Consider the following 17273-nt stretch of genomic DNA (forward strand, 5'->3'; position numbering starts at 1 on the left):
GCTACCGCCCGCCCCAGTCGGGCGCGTCGTCGTCGGCCCACTCCGGCGGGTCGATCGCGGGGATGAAGTCGAGGTTCCCCGGGTCCAGGCCGTACTTCGAGCGCGGGTCCTCGGCGCCGTTGACGTCCCCGTCCCCGGCGATGTCGTTCGCGTTGAGCCCCAAGTTGTACGCGCCCTGGCCGCCGACGAACAGGTGCCCGAGGCCGCCCGCGACGTGCCGGCCGCCGGAGGGCGCGGCCGCGTTGCGCAGGCCCAGCTGGGCGAGGCCCTGGATCATGTTGAACGCCGTGGGGCCCACCATCTCCAGGGGGTTGACGACGTTCCCCTGGGAGGCCAGCACGGTCCACGACACGGTCATGCCGCCGCCGATGGCCGCGGCGATCGCGTTGCCGGTGACCTTGAGCGCGTTGTCGAGCGATTGCAGCACCCCCAGCCCCATCGCGGCGATCGACATCGCCGCAGTCCGGACCGCGGCGGCCGCGGGGGCGGTGAACGGGACGGCCTGGAGCGGCCAGTACACGACGGCCATCGCCATGAGGCAGGTCGCGAGCGCCGCATAGGCGGTGACCATGACCGCGAGCAGCGCCGCGATGGTGAACAGGCCCACGCCGACCTCGATCGCGAACGCCGCGATCGTGAACAGCTGCGTGCCCACCTTCCCCGACTGCTCGCGGAACGCCTCGCAGTCGTCGCCCTCCCACGCCTCGGCGTCCATCGCCGAGACCTCCTCGTCGAGCCCCTTGCCCGCGGTGATGTACTTCTCGGCCAGCTGGAACCAGTACGCGCCCACCATCATCAGCTGGCCGGGGTTGCACTGGTTCATGTAGACGATGCGGGCGATCTGCGTGCAGGAGGGCCCGAACGTGAAGGCGGGCAGCACGATCTCGACGGCCGCGGCGGGGGCGACGATCGCGAACGTGTCCATCATGCCCTGGAAGCTCTTGGGATCGGGTGCGCCGATTGACATTGCGCGGATTCCTTTGCGGCTCGGAGAGATCGGGTTCGGGCGGTCACTTGAACTGGGAGGCGCACGCCTGGTCGGTGTCCTCCCAGGTGGTCGCGCAGGCGTCGAGGTTCTCGTTCATCGTGGTGAAGCACTCGGCCGCGCCCTGCACCATCTCGTTCATGTAGCTCACCGCGGTCGTGTAGACCATCGCGAGGGACGGCGCGACCGAGGTGTACAGCGTCTGGTCGATGCTCCGCAGGTTGGGGAGGATCTCGTTGGCCTCCTCCAGGGTCGGCGTCACGTTCGCCTGGATGTCGGTGCCGAGCTGCCGCAGCGCGGCGGGGTCGATCCTGGTCATGGCGTCCTCATTTCCCGTGCAGTCGGCGGATGATGTCGTCGTGCTGGCGCCGCAGGTACTCGTACTGGCCGCGGACCTTCTGCCCGTAGGCGTCCATCTCCCCGGGCAGGCCGTCGACCTGGTCCATGGTGAGCGGCAGGTCGAGCCCGTCGATCTGGGTGCGCTGGCGGTCCTTCAGGTCGGCGACCGCTTTGGCGGCGGTCTCGGTGATCTCCTTGCCGAGCGCCTCGGGCCCGAGCGCGCGGGCGTGGATGCCGAGGAGGACGCCCGCGATCGGGTACTCGCCGGTGGACTCGACGGTGACGGTCTCCTCGGGGCCGGTGGCGCGCCCGGTGACCGGCACGAGCTCGGTGGGGGCGCCGGGGCGGGGCTGGAACCGCTCCAGGACGCGGATCGCCGCGTCGAGGCCCGCGGTGGGGATCTCGCCCGCGAGTCCCATGCGGGACATGGCCCTCGGGTCCTCGGGCGGCAGGTCGTCCTGGTCGGCGCCGTACTCGGCGCGCTTGCGCTCGATGACGGCTTCGAGGCCGTCCTGGCGGAGGCCGTCGCGGAGGTTCTTCAGCTCGGCGAGGGCGTCGGCGGCCGAGCGGGACTCGTGGGCCTCGGCGGCCCTGACGGCGTCGGCGGCCTCGCGCGCGGTCCAGGTGACGAGCTCGGCGAGTTCGCGGGCGGGCAGGCGCAGGGCGTCGGCCGTCAGGTGGACGACGGGGGTGCCGTTGCCGTCGACGACGGTGACGCCGCCGTCCGCGCTGGTGTGTGTCGGCGGCGGGGGGTCGGTGTCAGTCAAGGGGGGTCTCCGTCCCTGTCAGGCATCGGCGAAGGGGCTGCTAAGAGGATAAACCGCCGATGCCAGATGAAGCCGCCCAGATCCCTTGTGGCAGTTCATGTTCTGTTTGAGCACAATGGACGATATTGTGTTGCCGGTCCTGTTGTGCCGGTTGGGGACGCGGCAGGGCCCGGCGGGTGAGCACCCGCCGGGCCCTGCTCCTGATGCTCCCGTTCAGTTCCCGGCGAGCGCGCGGCCGGCCTCGCGGCCCGCGTCGAGCGCCTGGCGGTGCTGGTCGGCGGCGAGGTCGCGGAGCGCCTCCATGCCCGGGGTCGTGGCGGCGAGGGTGAGCTCGCGCTTGACGATCGTCAGGTCCGCGCCCCAGATGTCGCCGAGCACGCGCTGGAGGTACGGCGTGGAGTGGTCCCAGCCCTCGCGGGGCGCGCCGGGGCCGTAGCCGCCGCCGAGCGAGGTGACGAGGACGGTGGGCGTGCCCTTGAGCACCGGGGTGGTCGGCCCGGCGCCGGAGATGACCAGGTCGGCCCAGGTCTTGAAGTGCTGCGAGACGCCGTAGTTGTACAGCGGGACGGCGAGGATCGCCGCGTCGGCGGCCTGGAGCTCCTCGGCGAGCTCGGCGGCCAGGCCCAGGGCCTGCACGTGGGACTCGGCGCGCTGGTCCTCGGGCGTGAACGCCCCGAGGGTGGCGTTCGTCCACGCGTCGGCGGGGAGCGGGTCGGTGCCCAGGTGGCGGCGGACGACGGTGCCGCCGGGGTGGGCGGCGGACCACTCGGCCTCGGCGAGGTCGGCGATCTCGGCGCTGGTGGAGGCGCCGGGGAGGATGCTGGCGTCCAGGCGGAACAGGTTCATGCGGATGGCTCCTTGAAGCGGGTGGACCGCGCTCGCGGGCGTCGCGGTCGTCTCGGGAGGGGCACGCCGTCGGGCCCCTCGCCAACTAAACGGACTTTACCCCGTTTATATTTCCGGCCGGTAGAGTGATCCCGTGGACCGACCCGTCGTACCCCTGGGCCGACCGCGCGCCGAGCGCGCGGACGCCAAGCGCAACCGCCTGCGGCTCTTGGCCGTCGCGCGCGAGATGCTCGACGAGTGCGGGCCCGAGCATGTGACGATGGACGCACTCGCCGAGCGCGCCGGACTCGGCAAGGGCACCGTCTTCCGCCGCTTCGGCACCCGCGCCGGGATCTTCAAGGCCCTCCTCGAAGAGGAGGCCCACCGCTTCCAGGAGCTCGTGCTCTCCGGGCCCCCGCCGCTCGGCCCCGGCGCGGGCCCCGCCGAGCGCCTCATCGCGTACGGGCGCGCGCGCATCGGGTTCCTCGCCGACAACCTCGCCGTCGCCCGCGCCGGCATGGACCGCGACATCGCGGCCCCCGCCGTCGAGGTCGACATGACGCGCCTCCACATCCGGATGCTCCTGAACCGGGCGGACATCGGCGTGCGCGACACCGAGGGCCTCGCCCTCCAGCTCTCCGCCGCGCTCGAAGGCCCGCTCCTGCTGTACGTGTCGTCTCCGCGGGCCCCCGGCGACGCCCGTGACGGAGGTGCCGAAAGACTCGCCGACGCCTGGCAGGACCTGGTCGAACGCCTCTTCCGGGCGGGCCCGAAATAACCCCCGCCCGGTCTCGCTTTTCGGGGCCGGGGGCGTTACGCTGATCCACATTGCTTGCGCATTCCGACAACACATGTTGGAGGACTGCACGTCACGGCTGCGGCTCCAGAAGCCCCGTGCGGCAGCAGCGAAGCCCCTCCCGAAATGCCCGGAACGGCTTGCGTCCATGATCCGACATCACCCGGAGTGAGTAACCTGACACTCACGTTCCGGAATCCTTCATAGGATTCGATCATGGTCCCCGCCAACATTCCCCCGCCGGAGCCGGTCCACCGACCGGCCGACACCAACACCTCCGCCGGTACACCCGGTCGGACTCTCGCCGGACCGCCGGCGCCCTCCACCGCCGCGGCACCCGCCGGTGGCATGACCTGCTGGACCCAGGAGGTCTAGATGGCACTCGATTTCGACGGCGACTTCGTCCGACAAGCGGTCGCCATACTGCTCAGCGCCAACCAACTCGTCGCCTACTGGCTCGCGGGCAACAAGAACAACTTCGGCTGGCTCCTCGGCGTCCTCGGAGGCATTCCCTGGATCGCGTTCATCGTCGTCTGGGACGTGTGGGGCCTCGCCCCGCTCGTGATCGGACTCCAGATCATCTACATCCGCAACCTGGTGCGCTGGTGGCGGGAGAGCCACAGCGACACCGTGCTCGACCCGCCCGTGGTGACGGCGGCCAAGGTCGGCGCCCCGACCGCTTCCTGATGGGGAACCCGCCGGACCGGCTGGGGAGGGAGCGCCCCGAGGAGGGGCGCTTCAGCCGGCCGGCGGACCCGTTCACAGGGAGCGGTCGCTTCGTGCCACGGGCACGAGGTTGTGCGAGAATCGCTCGGTGCATGTCGGCAGGCCGTTGATCCGAGGGTTCCGCGCCCTCGTCTTCGCGGTCGCCTGCACCGGCGTCACCGCCGTCCTGCACTTCGCCGCCGGAGGGCACGTCTTCGCCCCCGGCCACCTGGCCGTCGCCGTCGCGGCCGTCACCGCCGCCGCGGTCCCGCTCGGGAGCCGCCAGCGCGGCCCCGTCGCCCTCGTCGCCGCCTGCACTGCGGCCCAAGCGGTCCTGCACGTGTGGTTCACCCTCGCCTCCGGGCACCTCGAACACCTCGACCCCGGCGCCGCGATGACCGGCGTGCACCTCCTCGCCGCCGCCGCCACGGCCCTGTGGCTCGCCCGCGGGGACGCCGCCCTCGCCGCGCTCGCCGACCTCCTCACCCTCTTCGCCGCCCCGGCCCTGGCCCTGCTCGTGGCCGCCGTCCCGGCCGTGCCCGTGCGGACCGTCCCCGTCCATGCGGCCCCCCGTCCCCGGCCCCGCCTCTTCGCCGCCGCCGCACCGCGGCGCGGTCCGCCCCTCGGAGCGCTCGCGGCCTAGCCCCGCGAATCCGCCGACCGCTCCCGCCGTTGCGGCGGGCGAACGCTCCGAGACCTTTGAGGCACACCATGACCGCAGTCCACCGATCCGCCCTGCGCGCCGCGCTCACCGCCGCTTCCGGCCTCGCGCTCGCGCTGGCCTTCGCCGCCCCGGCCTCCGCTCACGCGGGCCTGGTCGGCACCGACCCCGAGGACGGCGCCGAGCTCGACACTGCGCCCGCGTCCGTGACCGCCACGTTCTCCGAGAACCTCGACGGGCCCTCCACCGAGATCGCCGTGACCGGCCCGGACGGGGCCGTCATCGAGGCCGGGGACCCGGTCTTCGACGGCGACACGTTCACACAGCCGATGCTCTACGGCGAGCCGGGGGAGTACACCGTCGCGTACCGGGTCATCTCCGAGGACGGCCACCGCATCGACGGCGCGGTGAGCTTCACCGTCGCCGAGGTCCCGAACGAGCTGTCGCTCAACCCGGTCGAGACCGAGACGAGCGTCGCCGAGACCACCGCCGCGGAGTCCGAGCCCGCCGAGACCGAGTCGACCTCCGAGGTCGCCGCGGCCGAGGAGGACTCCGGGAACAACGCGGCGGTCATCGCCGGGGCGCTCCTGGTGCTGCTGGCCGTCGCGATCGGCGTCGCGGTGCTGGTGAACCGGCGCCGCAAGGCGTCGGCGTAACCGGCTCCGCGGGCCACGCGAGCACCCCGACGACCCATGCGGCGACGGCCGCGGCGGCCAGTGCCGCCGCGGCCGTTCCCGTCCCCGCCTGCGCCGCGAGCCAGCCCGCGGCCGGGTAGGTGAGCAGGAACCAGCCGTGCGAGAGCGAGAACTGCGCGGCGAACGCCGCGGGCCGCTCGTGCGGCGCCGCGGCCGAGGCCACGAGCCGCCCGGTCGGGGTGAGGATCGCACCGGTGGCGGCTCCGAGGACCGCCCACAGGGCCAGCAGGCCCGTCCAGCCCAGCAGCTCCCACCGCAGTGCGGCGGCGAGGACCGACAAACCCGCGGCGAGCACGGCCGCGGCCGGGAGCATGACGGACCGGTCCCCGATCCTCCCGAGGAGCCGCGGCAGCGCGAGCGCCGCGGCCATCGACCCGACCCCGTACGCGCCCAAGGCGACCGCCGTGTCCCCGGCGCTGCGGCCGAGCCCGTCCTGCACGAGGACCACGGTGTTGACGACGACCATCGCCGTCGCGGCGGCCACGGCCAGGTGCACGAGGATGAGGCCCCGCAGCCGCGGCACGGCCGCATAGAGCCGGAACCCGTTGGCGCGCTTCACCTTCCCTCGCGGCGGCAGCTTCGGCAGGACCACCGAGACCACCAGCAGCGCCGAGGCCGCGAACCCGGCCGCGGTCCCGGTGAACAGCCACTGGTACCCGGCCAGCGACAGCAGCACCGCGGCGAGCGCGGGGCTGAACAGGCTTTCCATGTCGTACGCGAGGCGCGAGAGCGACAGAGCCTTCGTGTAGTCCGCCTCGTCGGGCAGGATCTCCGGGATCACCGCCTGGAACGTGGGCGTGAACGCGGCCGACGCGGACTGGAGCACCAGGACCAGGCCGTACACCTGCCACACCTCCGTCACGAACGGCAGCGCGAGGGCGACCAGCGCCCGGAGGACGTCCATCGAGACGAGGAGGGTCCGGCGCGGCAGCCGCTCGGCGAGGGCCGTCGCGGCGGGGCCGACGAGCAGGTACGCGAGCATCTTGACGGCGAGCGCCGTGCCGAGCACCGCGCCCGCGCGGGCCCCGGCGAGGTCGTAGGCGAGGAGGCCGAGCGCGACCGTGGCGAGGCCGGTCCCGGCCAGGGCCACCGCCTGCGCGGTGAACAGGCGGCGGTAGGTGCGGTGGCGCAGCACGGCGAGCACGGGCAGTTCCTAGGTCCGGGGCGACAAGGACCCCGACCGTACCATACGTGTGCGCACCTGCGCACATGTCGAACGCTTCTAGGCGTGCCAGGGCTCCCCGGTCACCTGGTGGTCCGCCCGGCTCAGCGCCTCCACCACCAGCCGCCGCAGATGCCCGTCCGTCAGCGAGTACACCGCCCGGCGCCCCTCCCGCCGCGGCTGCACCAGCCCCGCCAGCCGCAGCTTCGCCAGGTGCTGGCTCACCGCCGGACGCGCCGCGCCCGTCCGCTCCGCCAGTGCCGTCACGTCCGCCTCCCCCTCCGCGAGCTCCCACAGCAGGTGCAGCCGCGTCGGATCGGCGAGCAGCGCGAACACCGACGCCGCGGCCGTGAACTGCTCCCCGCTCGGGGCATGGTGCAAGCCGCTTGCAGGAGCAGTGGATTCGCGATCGGGCATGGGCCGATTCTACGTCCGGCCCGAGGCCGCATCCGCGAACGCGCGGCACCGTTCCCGCGCCCCGCCACGGCGTGTCGGCCCGATCCGCGCCCTGCGGCCGCTAGCCTCGGCCACATGACAGCGGCGCGCCACCCCACCCACCGCCGCCTCGCCGTCCTCGCCGCCGTCCTCCTCCTGCTCCTCACCGCCGCCGACCTCTGCGGCCTCCACCGCACCGAGCCCCACCCCCCCGCCGCGGCCGCCGTGCAGGCCGACTGCCAGGGCGAGCACCACCAGCGCCACGACGAGACCGCCACCGCCGCCGCCGCGAACCTCCTCAACGCCTACGACACCGACCTCCCCGACTCCGGCACCACCGGACCCGAGCCGCACGCCGGGACCGAACGCGCCCGCCCCGCCGCGAACGACCCCCTCCTCGCCCCCGACGCCGCAGTGCTCTGCGTCTGGCGGATCTAGGCCGACCTCCGCGTCGACCTTCCATCCGCCAGCACTCGAAACCGGAGCATCTCCATGTCCACCACCGAATTCACGCTGCCCGCCGTCCGCGGCGCCGGCGTCCACCACACGCCCGTCGCCCTCGTTGGCGACACCCCCGTCCTCCGCATGGAGGCCGGGCCCGGCCGCGGCTACTGGGCCAAACTCGAAGGCGCCAACCCCGGCGGCATCAAGGACCGCGCCGCCCTCCACATGGTCGCGGGCGCCCGCCTGCGCGGCGACCTCGCGCCCGGCGCACCCATCGTCGAATCCAGCAGCGGCACGTTCGCGCTCGGCCTCGCGCTGGCCGCCATGACCTACCGGCACCCGCTCACGATCGTCGCCGACCCGGGCCTGGAGCCGCCGATGCGCAGGCTTCTCGCGTCCTACGGCGCCACCGTGGACCTCGTCCCGGCGCCGCACCCGGACGGCGGCTGGCAGGAGGCCCGGCGCCGCCGCGTCGCCGAACTCGTTGCGGCCGAACCGGGTTCGTGGTGCCCCGACCAGTACAACAACCCCGACTGCGTCACCGGGTACGGGCGCCTCGCCGTGGAGCTCGCGCACCAGCTCGGCCGCATCGACGTCCTCGTGTGCGCCGTCGGCACCGGCGGCCACTCCGCCGGGACCTTCGGGGTGCTGCGGCGGCTCTCGCCCGGGTGCCGCCTCGTCGGCGTCGACGCCTGCGGCTCCACGATCTTCGGCCAGCCCGCTCGGACCCGCCTCATGCGCGGCCTCGGCTCCAGCATCCACCCGCGCAACGTCGACTACGCCGCGTTCAGCGAGGTCCACTGGGTGCCCGCGGCCGACGCGGTCGCGACCAGCCGCCGCCTCGCCTCCGGCGCGTACGTCTCCGGCGGGTGGAGCGTCGGCGCCGTCGCGCTCGCCGCCGACTGGCTCGCGCGCACCCTCCCGCCCGAGGCGGTGATCGCCGCGGTCTTCCCCGACGGCCCGCACCGCTACGCCGACACCGTCTTCAACGACGACTACTGCCGCGCCAACGGGCTCCTCGGCACCCCGCCGCCCGAACCCGCGGTGATCGCGCATCCCGCGGAACGCGAAGTGCTGCAATGGACCCGCTGCGCCACCGTGGTCGACCCGCTCGGCGGCCGGGCGTGAGGGGCCCCGCCGCGGGCCTGCGGGCCGCCGACCCGACCGTGCGGCTCCTGTGCGTCAACCAGTTCGGCATCAACCTGGGCTTCTACATGCTCATGCCGTACCTCCTCGCGTACCTGACGGGGGACGTCGGCATGGCCGTGGGCGCGGCCGGGTTCCTCCTCGGCGTGCGCAACCTCTGCCAGCAGGGCCTGTTCCTCGTCGGCGGCACGCTCGCGGACCGCTTGGGCCACAAGCCGATGATCGTCGCCGGATGCGCGCTGCGCACGGCCGCGTTCGCAGCCCTCGCGCTCCCCGCGAACGTCCCGGTCCTCGTGGCCGCGATGGCCGCCACCGGCGTCGCCGGGGCCCTGTTCAACCCGGCCGTGCGCGGGTACATCGCCGCGCGCGCCGGGGACGACCGCGTCGAGGCGTTCGCACTGTTCAACGTGTTCTACCAGGCGGGCCTGTTCGCGGGCCCGATCGTCGGGGTCGCCTTGACGGCCTTCGACTTCCGGTACGCGTGCCTGGCCGCGGCCGCCGTCTTCGCGGTCCTCACGGTCGCCCAGGTGCGCCGCCTCCCCGCACAGGACACCGGCCCCGCGGGCCCGGCGACCACCGTGTGGGCCGACTGGCGCGCCGTCGCCGCGAACCGGCGCTTCCTCGCGTTCAGCCTCGCCATGGCCGCGTCCTACGTGCTCGGATTCCAGGTGTACCTCGCGCTGCCGTGGCTCGTCGGCGGCGCGCCCCTTGCCATCACGGCGCTGTTCGCGGCCTCGGCCCTGGTCACGATCCTCGGCCAGGCCCGCACCACCGCGTGGTGCAAGCGGCGCCTCGGACACCGGCGGGCGATGCCCCTCGGCCTCGCGGTCATGGCCGCGGCGTTCCTGCCGCCGCTCCTCCTCGTCCATGCGGGACTCGGCTGGCGCACGGCGGCCGCGGTGCTGTGCGCGGCGCTGCTCGCGGCCGGGACGATGATCGCCTACCCGTTCGAGATGGACACGGTGTCCGCCATGGCGAACGGCCGCACCGCCACCTACTACGGCTGCTACTCCACGATCACCGGCATCGCCATCGCGGGCGGCAACCTCCTCATCGGCGCGGCCCTCGACCGCACGGGAGGCCCGCTACCGTGGCTCGCCCTCATCGCCGTGGGCCTGGCGGGCGCCGCCGCAGTCCGGGCCCTCACGCCGGAACCAAGGGCGCCCGAACCGGTGCCGCGCGTCCCGGCGGCGGTGGGCTGAACAAGGGGCGGCACGCCGTACGGCGCGCCGCCCCTCGCGGCTATTCCCCGGTCACGCCGTCGGCGAGCTCCCTGATGACGTCGAGGTGCCCGTTGTGGCGGGCGGTCTCCTCGATCATGTGCAGGAGGACCCACCGCAGCGAGCACGGCTCGCTCTCCGGCGGCGCGCCCTTCTCCAGGGCGTCGAGCGCCAGCGAGTCGGCGATCGCGACCGACCGCGCGCACTGCTCGTCGTACTCGTCGAGCAGCCGCGCGAGCGGCACGCCGTCGACGCGCATCTCCGCGTCGGGGTCGTCGTCGGTCCACGGCCCGCGGTCGGGTTCGCCGAGGAGGCTCACCTCGAACCAGGCGTGCTCGTTCCACCGCAGGTGGGACACGAGCCCCGCCACGGTCATGAGCGGCGACGGGAGGTAGGACCGGTGGGCCTCGGCTTCAGCGAGCCCCTCGGCCTTCTTGCGGACGGTCTGGCGCTGCCAGCGCAGCCGCTCGGAGAGCGCGGTGCGCTCGTCGACAGGTTGATGTTGCGCCGGTTGGCGTCTCATGCGGTACTCCAGGTTCGCGGGTGCCTTCCCGCCCGTGGAGCCGCTGCTTCAGCGCACGCTACGGGAGGGGGACACCGGTACGTTCTGACTCGACACGTGTGCCACCTCCCTTCCGTCGCTTGCGGTCCGTCCTAGTCTAGCGGATCGTCCAGGACCGCCTTGAGGATGCGCCGCTGGGCGCCGTCGCGGTCGGAGCCGGAGACTTCGGCGATCATGATGAGCGCCTTCCAGAGCGTCCAGGCGCGGGCCCGCGCCCAGGTGTCCGCGTCGAGGCCCGCGGCCTCGCGGAAGACCCGGCGCTCCTCGTGCGTGAAGTAGCCCCAGGCGATCTGGAGGTCGCTGGCGGGGTCGCCGGTGCCGCACGTGCCGAAGTCGATGAGGGCCGAGAGCCGCCCGTGCTCGGCGAGGAGGTTGCCGGGGGAGACGTCTCCGTGGAACCAGACGGGTGACCCCCGCCAGACCGTGCGCATCCCGGCGTCCCAGACCGCTTCGCAAGCGGCCGTGTCGATCTCGCCGTCGAGGCGATGCAGGGCGAGCTGCACTTCGTCGGCGTAGGCGCTCGGGTGGCAGCCGCGGTGGAACGAGTGGCGCCCGGCGGCCGGGCCGCCCGCGGCGGGAACGGCGCGCAGCGCGGTCAGGACGGCGCCGAGGTCGCGTGCGAGCGCGGTCCGGTCGAGGTCGGCGTCCTGCACGGCGGTCCCGGTGAGCCAGCGCCGCACCGACCACGGGTGCGGGTAGTCCGCGTTCGGCGCGCCCGTGGCGACCGGCGCGGGGACGGGCAGCGGCAGGTGCGCGGCGAGGAGCGGCAGGACCCGGTCCTCCTTGGCGACGGCGAGCGCGTACGTGGCGCCGGTGGGGAGGCGCACGGTGAGGTCGTCGCCGAGCCGGAAGGTCCGATTGTCCCAGCCCTGGCGTTCGACGGGCCGGACCGGCAGGCCGGCCCAGTGAGGGAACTGCTCGGCGACGAGGGCGCGGGCGAGGTCCGCGGTCGGCTCGGTCATGCGGTCTCCGTTGCGGTGGGGGAGCCGTGATCGTGCCATGCGGGGCGGTGCGGCCGCATCCGATTTGCGGGGGCGCCGGGCGCGAGGCGCCCGGCGCGGTCAGCGGCCGTGGATCTGGCGCATGAGCTGGCGGACCGACTCGTCCATGTCCTTGAACTGCCGGAGCGAGGCGTCCTGCATGCGGGCGACGCGCTCGTTGACGTCGGCCATGCCGGCGGCGGGTACCGGCACGGCGGTCTGCTCGCTCCGCAGGTCGAGCGCGGTGTTGAGCGCGAAGGCGAGCTGGTCCAGGAGCGCCTCGGGCCCGTCCTTGAGGGCGCTGAGGCTCATCTTGATCCGCTCGAACCGGCCGTCGGCGCCCAAGGTGACCTTGATGCGGCCGTCGGCCCCCTCGGTCAGGATCGGCCCGGCCTGGCCGCCCGCGGCGGCGGGCGCCTCCGCGAGCGTGTCGCGCGTGGCCGAGAGCTGCTGCGCGATCTGGTCCTCTCCGAACACGCGGCCCCCTAGGCGTTCCGGTTGAGCTTGGTCATGACCTGCCCGATGGAGGCGGTGAACGCCTGCAACTGGCGCACCCCGGCGTCCTGCACGGCGGCGAGGGACTCGTTGAGGGCGTTCAGGTCCGGCGCGGCGTCCTGCGCGGCGACCATCGCCGCGCGCTTGTCCAGCGCCTCGTTCAGCGCGGCGAGGACGTGCTCGGCGATGTAGTCGGTGCCCTCCTTGATCGCCTTCGGGTCCGCGTAGATCTCCGCGACCCGCCCGTCGACGCCGAGCGTGACCCGGATGCGGCCCTTCGCGGCCTCCACCGTCACGGGCTCGGCCTGCGCCTCCTCTGGCGCGGCGCTCACCTGTGCGAGCGCGGCCCGCGCCTCTGCGAGTCGCCGCGCGTTCTCGTCTGCCTCGGCCATGGGCTCTCCCTCTAGTTCGCGAAACCGACTCATCGTATCCCGGTCATTCGATCCGAAACCGACCGCCGCGAGGCGCCGGGGCGCTCCGGCACGGCCGCGGAGAGTGATCTCGGCGGCCCCGCGCGCCCGCGCGAGGCAGATAACCCCCGGCGCAGCGCGGCGGCGGGCTCCCGGCGGGCTACCGTTCAAGGATGACCTATCGATACCTGACCGACGCCGACGCCGACGCGCTCCTCGAATCGACCTATCCCCAAGCGCGCCAGCTCCCGGCCCTGTCGGAGCTGATCGGCAGCGACCTGCGGTGGGACCAGTCGGCCCGCACGCTCGTCTACCTCGCCGAGTGCTGGATCGAGGGCATCGGCTACGGGCAGCGGCTCCACACGTGCGCCGCGCGGAACATCAACGGCGACAAGGACCTCGCGGTCGACTTCTCGCGCGCGGCCCGCAAGGGCGACGCCGACCTCGTGGCGGCCGCCGCCGACGAGGTCCTCACCATGTTCGCCCAGGGCGTCAGCGCCGCCGACAACGCCGCGGCCACCGCCGCGATCACGGCGATGCTCCACGGCGGCCTCACCGAGTCCCCGTCCCGCAAGCCCATGTTCGCGGCCCTGCGCACCCAGTGGTCGGCCCGCCCGGCCGCCAACTGACCGAGCCCCGAAGCCGCGGGCCAGACCGGCCCGCGGCCTCCGAGCACGCTTGACGCCGCGTCGCGGCCGGTCCTCCCGGTCGTTCGCCGAAAAAGCGACCGACGCTCGCGAATACGACTCCCACTGGGACGCGAGTGCTCTACAGTCCCAGATGTCGCCCGGTTGGGGGCCGCACCAGGGAGGTCGCGATGACGCAGACGGTCGGGGTCGATTCGGTCGGGGAGACCGCGCAGGCCGGGGGATACCCGGCGGAGGCCGAGGTCGCGGCGGTACGGGAGGACGCGCGGTTCCAGCGCGCGGTCACCGCGTACCGGTTCTGGTACCCGACCGTCTCGGTCGAGGGCATCTTCCAGGGCAACCGGGACATCGGCATCGAGGACGGCGCCACCGTCGGCATCGCCGCCACCGGCCCCCGCCAGGTCGGCTTCACCCTCAACTCCGACACGCCGTACGGCGCGGCCGCGATCGACCTGCGCGGCGGCCCCGTCGTCATCGAGCTCCCGCCCGGCCCCTACATCGGCCTGGTCGACGACCGCCACCAGCGGTGGGTCCTCGACATGGGCATCCCCGGACCCGACGGCGGCAAGGGCGGCAGGCACCTCGTCCTCCCGCCCGGCCACACGGGGGACGTGCCCGAGGGGTACTACGCGGCCCGGTCCAACACGAACATCAACCTGCTCGCCCTCCGCGCGCTGCCGGTCGGCGGCGACATGGGCAAGGCCCTGGAGGCGCTGCGCGCGGTCAAGGTGTATCCGCTCGACCGTCCCGGCGACCTCATGGGCTACACCGACATCACCGAGCGCGCCTCCGACAACTCGTGCCTCAAATGGGAGGACGACCTCGAATTCTGGCGGGTGCTCAACCGCGTCGTCAACGAGGAGCCGGTCACCGACGAGTTCCGGCCCATGTACGGGCTCCTCACCGCGCTCGGGATCGGCAAGGGCCAGAAGTTCGACCCCGACGAGGCCACCGCGCGCCTCCTGGAGCGCGCCGCCCGCGCCGGGCTCGACCAGATGCGGGCCGCCGCGTTCGCGAGCGACCGCCCCGACCGCATCGCCTGGCCCGACCGCCGCTGGGAATGGGTCGGCCTCGTCGCCGACGACCCGAACTTCGAGACCCCCGAGGGCCTCGACCTGGACGCCCGCGACCGCTGGTTCTACCAGGCGATCGTCGCCTCGCCAGCGATGTTCCGCCGCGTCGAGGGCGCCGGGTCCCTCTACTGGCTCGGGCACCGCGACGCCGACGGGGAGTACCTCGACGGCGGCACCGACTACCGACTGACCCTGCCCGCGCCCGTCCCGGGGAAGCTGTTCTGGTCCGTCACCGCCTACGACGCCCGCACCCGCTCCCAGGTCCAGACCGACCAGGACCAGGGCGCGCTGCGGTCCCTCGTGGAACTCGCCGGCGCCGACCCCGCCGCCCCGGTCGACCTCTACTTCGGCCCCAATCCGCCCGCGGGGGCCGAGGACCGGTGGCTCAAGACCGTCCCGGGCCGCGGCTGGTTCGCCTACATCCGCATCTACGGCCCCGAGGCGGCCGCGTTCGACGGCACCTGGAAGCCCGGCGACCTCCGCCGCGTCCCCGCCGACCGGTAGGGCACTTCGGTGTTCGGCCAGGTCCTGGGGGACGTCCTCTCGCCCGCGATCGGGATCGCGCTCAGCCCGATCCCGATCATCGCGGCGATCCTCATGCTCCTGTCCCCGCGCGCCGGGCGCACCGCGCCCGCCTTCGCCGCGGGCTGGACCGGCGGCATCCTCGTCGTCGCGCTCGCCGTGATGCTCTTCGTCCCCGCCTCGGCCGCCTCCGGCCAAGGCGGGGGAGGCACCGCGGTCGCGGTCGTCAAGCTCGCCCTCGGCGCGCTGTTCCTGGTGATGGCCCTGGGCCAGTGGCGCAAGCGCCCGAAGCCGGGCGACACTCCCGAGCTTCCCAAGTGGATGTCCGGCGTCGACCGCATGAGGCCCGGCCCCGCCTTCGCGATCGGCGCGGGCCTCTCGGCCCTCAACCCGAAGAACCTCCCCTTGGCCCTCGCCGCGGGCCTCTCCCTCGCCCGAGCCGACGGCGCCGCCCAGATCGGCGCGCTCATCGCCTTCACGCTGCTCGCGTCGTGCTCGGTCCTCGTCCCGGTCGCGGTCTACCTGTGCCTCCGCGACCGCATCAGGGAACCCCTCGCCCGCCTCAAGGACTGGCTCACCCGCGAGAACGCCGCCGTCATGTTCACGGTCCTGCTCGTCCTCGGCACGGTCCTCATCGGCAAGGGCCTCGCAGCCCTCTGACGCCCGGCTACCGCTGGACGGCGCGTCTCCGGCGTGCGGCGCGCTGGGACGCGGTGCCGCGCTCCAGCCACCATTCGGCGATCACGATGTTGAGCATCATCCCGACCCAGACGCCGATGCCGCTGAACATCTGCATCCGCGGGTCGGTCGGACCGCTGATCTCGGCCATCTGCTCGCCGTACATGGCGAACCCGACGATCATGCCGACCACGCGTGTCGTGATGATCGCGAACGTCAGCGCGAAGCTCCGCACCATCCAGCGCCGGTGCTCGGCGATCCGGCGCCGGCGGGCCATGCGGAAGCCCATGAGCGTCACCGTGAGCCACAGGACGGCGAGGGTGATGTTGGCGGCGCGCACGACCGGCCCGAACGGGCTCAGCGAGCCGACCGCGATGGCGAGCAGGCCGCCCGGGAGCACGCCCGCGAGCACGTAGACCCGGCCCATGACGCGGTGCGCGCCGGGGTGGCGGGCGCGGAACGCGGGCCAGATCTGGAAGCACGCCGTGACCATGGCGACGGTGCCGCACAGGACGTGTGCGACCAGCAGCCCGTAATGCGCTTCGAAGCCCTCCGGTGCGGGCACGTTCGCCTGCGCGGGGTCGAAGGTGAGGTAGCGGGGCACGGCGAGCCCCAGGAAGGTCGCCGCGAGGAGCATCAGCGGGCCGATCCACGGGCGGCGCCAGAAGCGGGTGCGGGGCGCGTTCGGGGGTGAGATCTTCGAGGGCGTTCGTTCGACGGTGCTGCTCATGGGGGTTCCGTTCGTTCGAGCAAAAACTCTGTATGTCGCAGATAAATCAGTGTATCGCATACAGAGTTTTAAGATGGACCGAGCTGCGACGATTGGAGAAGCGATGCCCCGCGACACGGGTGGCACGGCGCGCACCATCGAGCTCCTCTGGGGAGTGGGCTCGCCGCGCGGCGCCCGCGGGCCGCGTCCGGGCCTGTCCGTACCGGGCATCACCCGCGCCGCGCTGGCGATCGCCGACGCCGAGGGCCTCGGCGCTGTCTCAATGCAGCGCGTCGCCAAGGACCTGGGGTACACGACCATGTCGCTGTACAACTACATCCCGAGCAAGGACCAGTTGATCGAGCTCATGATCGACGCCGCCACACCGGAGCCGCCCGCTCCGGAGGAGGGCGACGGCTGGCGCGAGGGGGTTGAGCAATGGGTGCGCGCCACCTGGGACCTCTACCGCGCGCACAAGTGGATCCTCAAGGCCCCGGTGAACGCCCCGCTCGGACCCAATCAGATGGCGTGGTTCGAGTCCCTCCTGCAATCCCTGAGCCGCGGCGGACTCGTAGGGGGCGAGGTGATGGCGGTCGCCCAGCACCTCCTCGCATCGACCCGCGGCCAAGCGGCCATCGCCGCCGACCTCGCCACCGGCGAGACCGGCCTCTCCACCGAGACCAACGACGCCCTGCGCCGCCTCGCCACCCCGGACCGCTTCCCGATCCTGCACGGCCTCCTCCCCACAGACCCGCCACCCGGCGGCTTCGATCCAGAAGAGGAGATGTTCGCCGGACTCCAGCTCGGACTGCGACTGCTACTGGACGGAATGGAACGCCACCTGCAACGCAAATCCGGCTGACGAACTGTTTTCTGGTGGGTGCTACAGGGATCGAACCTGTGACCACCTCCTTGTAAGGGAGGTGCTCTACCGCTGAGCTAAGCACCCTGGGGCGCGGGGGGCGCGCCGAGCCTGAGAAAGGGTACCTGAACGGGGGCTTGGGCGCGAGTGCGGGT

22 protein-coding genes and 1 tRNA gene are annotated in these 17273 nt (G+C 73.2%); 11 read left to right on the plus strand and 12 right to left on the minus strand.

The genetic code is table 11. The features are described 5' to 3' along the window. Position 1: 1 nt before the first annotated feature. From AB0A65_RS22015 to AB0A65_RS22030, 4 genes are all read right to left on the minus strand, one after another. Complete coding sequence (locus tag AB0A65_RS22015) at positions 2-967, minus strand: hypothetical protein (protein ID WP_359953861.1); 966 nt, start codon at positions 965-967, stop codon at positions 2-4. Positions 968-1010: 43 nt separating this feature from the next. Then, on the minus strand, positions 1011-1304 hold the full coding sequence (locus tag AB0A65_RS22020) for a hypothetical protein (protein WP_359953863.1): 294 nt from the start codon (positions 1302-1304) through the stop codon (positions 1011-1013). A 7-nt stretch (positions 1305-1311) separates the two neighbouring features. Further along, positions 1312-2091 carry a hypothetical protein gene (locus AB0A65_RS22025; RefSeq protein WP_359953865.1) on the minus strand — a complete coding sequence of 260 codons (780 nt, stop codon included), beginning with the start codon at positions 2089-2091 and terminating at the stop codon, positions 1312-1314. Positions 2092-2304: 213 nt separating this feature from the next. Next, the gene (locus AB0A65_RS22030; RefSeq protein WP_359953866.1) at positions 2305-2937 is read right to left on the minus strand and encodes an NAD(P)H-dependent oxidoreductase; all 633 of its coding nucleotides are present in this window, start codon (positions 2935-2937) and stop codon (positions 2305-2307) included. A gap of 133 nt (positions 2938-3070) precedes the next feature. Between AB0A65_RS22030 and AB0A65_RS22035 the strand changes: the two genes are divergently transcribed. The 4 genes from AB0A65_RS22035 to AB0A65_RS22050 all read left to right on the plus strand — a co-directional run bounded on the left by AB0A65_RS22035 (position 3071) and on the right by AB0A65_RS22050 (position 5734). Next, the gene (locus tag AB0A65_RS22035; protein WP_359953868.1) at positions 3071-3694 is read left to right on the plus strand and encodes a helix-turn-helix domain-containing protein; all 624 of its coding nucleotides are present in this window, start codon (positions 3071-3073) and stop codon (positions 3692-3694) included. Positions 3695-4087: 393 nt separating this feature from the next. Next, positions 4088-4399: a hypothetical protein gene (locus AB0A65_RS22040; protein WP_359953869.1), complete on the plus strand. Its 312-nt coding sequence runs from the start codon at positions 4088-4090 to the stop codon at positions 4397-4399. 127 nt (positions 4400-4526) lie between these two features. Next, the gene (locus tag AB0A65_RS22045) at positions 4527-5060 is read left to right on the plus strand and encodes a hypothetical protein (RefSeq protein ID WP_359953871.1); all 534 of its coding nucleotides are present in this window, start codon (positions 4527-4529) and stop codon (positions 5058-5060) included. A gap of 68 nt (positions 5061-5128) precedes the next feature. Next, complete coding sequence (locus tag AB0A65_RS22050; protein WP_359953873.1) at positions 5129-5734, plus strand: copper resistance CopC family protein; 606 nt, start codon at positions 5129-5131, stop codon at positions 5732-5734. Here AB0A65_RS22050 and AB0A65_RS22055 read toward each other — a convergent pair. Further along, entirely contained in the window at positions 5649-6917 is a 1269-nt protein-coding gene (locus tag AB0A65_RS22055) for an MFS transporter (protein ID WP_359953874.1), read from the minus strand. The two genes, AB0A65_RS22050 and AB0A65_RS22055, sit on opposite strands and share 86 nt — an antisense overlap. A gap of 78 nt (positions 6918-6995) precedes the next feature. Continuing rightward, entirely contained in the window at positions 6996-7352 is a 357-nt protein-coding gene (locus AB0A65_RS22060; RefSeq protein ID WP_359953876.1) for a metalloregulator ArsR/SmtB family transcription factor, read from the minus strand. 114 nt (positions 7353-7466) lie between these two features. Between AB0A65_RS22060 and AB0A65_RS22065 the strand changes: the two genes are divergently transcribed. Genes AB0A65_RS22065 through AB0A65_RS22075 form a run of 3 tightly spaced genes read left to right on the plus strand, consistent with a single transcriptional unit; the run spans position 7467 to position 10162 of the window. Continuing rightward, a complete protein-coding gene (locus AB0A65_RS22065; protein ID WP_359953877.1) occupies positions 7467-7808 on the plus strand; it encodes a hypothetical protein in 342 nt (113 codons plus the stop codon). 54 nt (positions 7809-7862) lie between these two features. After that, entirely contained in the window at positions 7863-8942 is a 1080-nt protein-coding gene (locus AB0A65_RS22070; protein WP_359953879.1) for a PLP-dependent cysteine synthase family protein, read from the plus strand. Beyond that, complete coding sequence (locus AB0A65_RS22075) at positions 8939-10162, plus strand: MFS transporter (protein WP_359953881.1); 1224 nt, start codon at positions 8939-8941, stop codon at positions 10160-10162. Before AB0A65_RS22070 ends, AB0A65_RS22075 begins: the two co-directional genes overlap by 4 nt. A gap of 40 nt (positions 10163-10202) precedes the next feature. On the opposite strand, the gene AB0A65_RS22080 is transcribed toward AB0A65_RS22075, so the two are convergent. From AB0A65_RS22080 to AB0A65_RS22095, 4 genes are all read right to left on the minus strand, one after another. Then, positions 10203-10703 carry a DinB family protein gene (locus tag AB0A65_RS22080; RefSeq protein WP_359953883.1) on the minus strand — a complete coding sequence of 167 codons (501 nt, stop codon included), beginning with the start codon at positions 10701-10703 and terminating at the stop codon, positions 10203-10205. Between the two features lie 131 nt (positions 10704-10834). Further along, positions 10835-11704, minus strand: a complete 870-nt coding sequence (locus tag AB0A65_RS22085) for an aminoglycoside phosphotransferase family protein (protein ID WP_359953885.1) — start codon at positions 11702-11704, stop codon at positions 10835-10837. Positions 11705-11803: 99 nt separating this feature from the next. Then, the gene (locus tag AB0A65_RS22090) at positions 11804-12199 is read right to left on the minus strand and encodes a hypothetical protein (RefSeq protein ID WP_359953886.1); all 396 of its coding nucleotides are present in this window, start codon (positions 12197-12199) and stop codon (positions 11804-11806) included. 8 nt (positions 12200-12207) lie between these two features. Further along, entirely contained in the window at positions 12208-12609 is a 402-nt protein-coding gene (locus AB0A65_RS22095; RefSeq protein ID WP_359953888.1) for a YbaB/EbfC family nucleoid-associated protein, read from the minus strand. 191 nt (positions 12610-12800) lie between these two features. Between AB0A65_RS22095 and AB0A65_RS22100 the strand changes: the two genes are divergently transcribed. The 3 genes from AB0A65_RS22100 (at position 12801) to AB0A65_RS22110 (ending at position 15529) form a co-directional block, all read left to right on the plus strand. Beyond that, a complete protein-coding gene (locus AB0A65_RS22100; protein WP_359953890.1) occupies positions 12801-13256 on the plus strand; it encodes a hypothetical protein in 456 nt (151 codons plus the stop codon). A gap of 188 nt (positions 13257-13444) precedes the next feature. Beyond that, complete coding sequence (locus AB0A65_RS22105) at positions 13445-14851, plus strand: DUF1254 domain-containing protein (RefSeq protein ID WP_359953892.1); 1407 nt, start codon at positions 13445-13447, stop codon at positions 14849-14851. Positions 14852-14860: 9 nt separating this feature from the next. Beyond that, complete coding sequence (locus AB0A65_RS22110) at positions 14861-15529, plus strand: GAP family protein (protein ID WP_359953893.1); 669 nt, start codon at positions 14861-14863, stop codon at positions 15527-15529. Between the two features lie 7 nt (positions 15530-15536). Here the strand turns inward: AB0A65_RS22110 and AB0A65_RS22115 are convergent, their stop codons facing one another. After that, on the minus strand, positions 15537-16277 hold the full coding sequence (locus AB0A65_RS22115) for a DUF2306 domain-containing protein (protein ID WP_359953894.1): 741 nt from the start codon (positions 16275-16277) through the stop codon (positions 15537-15539). 103 nt (positions 16278-16380) lie between these two features. Here AB0A65_RS22115 and AB0A65_RS22120 point away from each other — a divergent pair, with 103 nt between their 5' ends. Beyond that, on the plus strand, positions 16381-17118 hold the full coding sequence (locus AB0A65_RS22120; protein WP_359953896.1) for a TetR/AcrR family transcriptional regulator: 738 nt from the start codon (positions 16381-16383) through the stop codon (positions 17116-17118). Between the two features lie 12 nt (positions 17119-17130). On the opposite strand, the gene AB0A65_RS22125 is transcribed toward AB0A65_RS22120, so the two are convergent. Next, a tRNA-Val gene (locus AB0A65_RS22125) sits at positions 17131-17205 on the minus strand. Positions 17206-17273 lie beyond the last annotated feature (68 nt).

It is taken from the genome of Glycomyces sp. NPDC047010 (genome assembly GCF_040644205.1).
Taxonomy (GTDB): domain Bacteria; phylum Actinomycetota; class Actinomycetes; order Mycobacteriales; family Micromonosporaceae; genus Glycomyces.

Coding starts and splice junctions, on each gene's coding strand:
- AB0A65_RS22015 (WP_359953861.1), bottom strand. CDS start 967: ATGTCAATCGGCGCACCCGATCCCAAGAGCTTCCAGGGCATGATGGAC.
- AB0A65_RS22020 (WP_359953863.1), bottom strand. CDS start 1,304: ATGACCAGGATCGACCCCGCCGCGCTGCGGCAGCTCGGCACCGACATC.
- AB0A65_RS22030 (WP_359953866.1), bottom strand. CDS start 2,937: ATGAACCTGTTCCGCCTGGACGCCAGCATCCTCCCCGGCGCCTCCACC.
- AB0A65_RS22040 (WP_359953869.1), top strand. CDS start 4,088: ATGGCACTCGATTTCGACGGCGACTTCGTCCGACAAGCGGTCGCCATA.
- AB0A65_RS22050 (WP_359953873.1), top strand. CDS start 5,129: ATGACCGCAGTCCACCGATCCGCCCTGCGCGCCGCGCTCACCGCCGCT.
- AB0A65_RS22060 (WP_359953876.1), bottom strand. CDS start 7,352: ATGCCCGATCGCGAATCCACTGCTCCTGCAAGCGGCTTGCACCATGCC.
- AB0A65_RS22065 (WP_359953877.1), top strand. CDS start 7,467: ATGACAGCGGCGCGCCACCCCACCCACCGCCGCCTCGCCGTCCTCGCC.
- AB0A65_RS22070 (WP_359953879.1), top strand. CDS start 7,863: ATGTCCACCACCGAATTCACGCTGCCCGCCGTCCGCGGCGCCGGCGTC.
- AB0A65_RS22080 (WP_359953883.1), bottom strand. CDS start 10,703: ATGAGACGCCAACCGGCGCAACATCAACCTGTCGACGAGCGCACCGCG.
- AB0A65_RS22085 (WP_359953885.1), bottom strand. CDS start 11,704: ATGACCGAGCCGACCGCGGACCTCGCCCGCGCCCTCGTCGCCGAGCAG.
- AB0A65_RS22095 (WP_359953888.1), bottom strand. CDS start 12,609: ATGGCCGAGGCAGACGAGAACGCGCGGCGACTCGCAGAGGCGCGGGCC.
- AB0A65_RS22100 (WP_359953890.1), top strand. CDS start 12,801: ATGACCTATCGATACCTGACCGACGCCGACGCCGACGCGCTCCTCGAA.
- AB0A65_RS22105 (WP_359953892.1), top strand. CDS start 13,445: ATGACGCAGACGGTCGGGGTCGATTCGGTCGGGGAGACCGCGCAGGCC.
- AB0A65_RS22115 (WP_359953894.1), bottom strand. CDS start 16,277: ATGAGCAGCACCGTCGAACGAACGCCCTCGAAGATCTCACCCCCGAAC.
- AB0A65_RS22120 (WP_359953896.1), top strand. CDS start 16,381: ATGCCCCGCGACACGGGTGGCACGGCGCGCACCATCGAGCTCCTCTGG.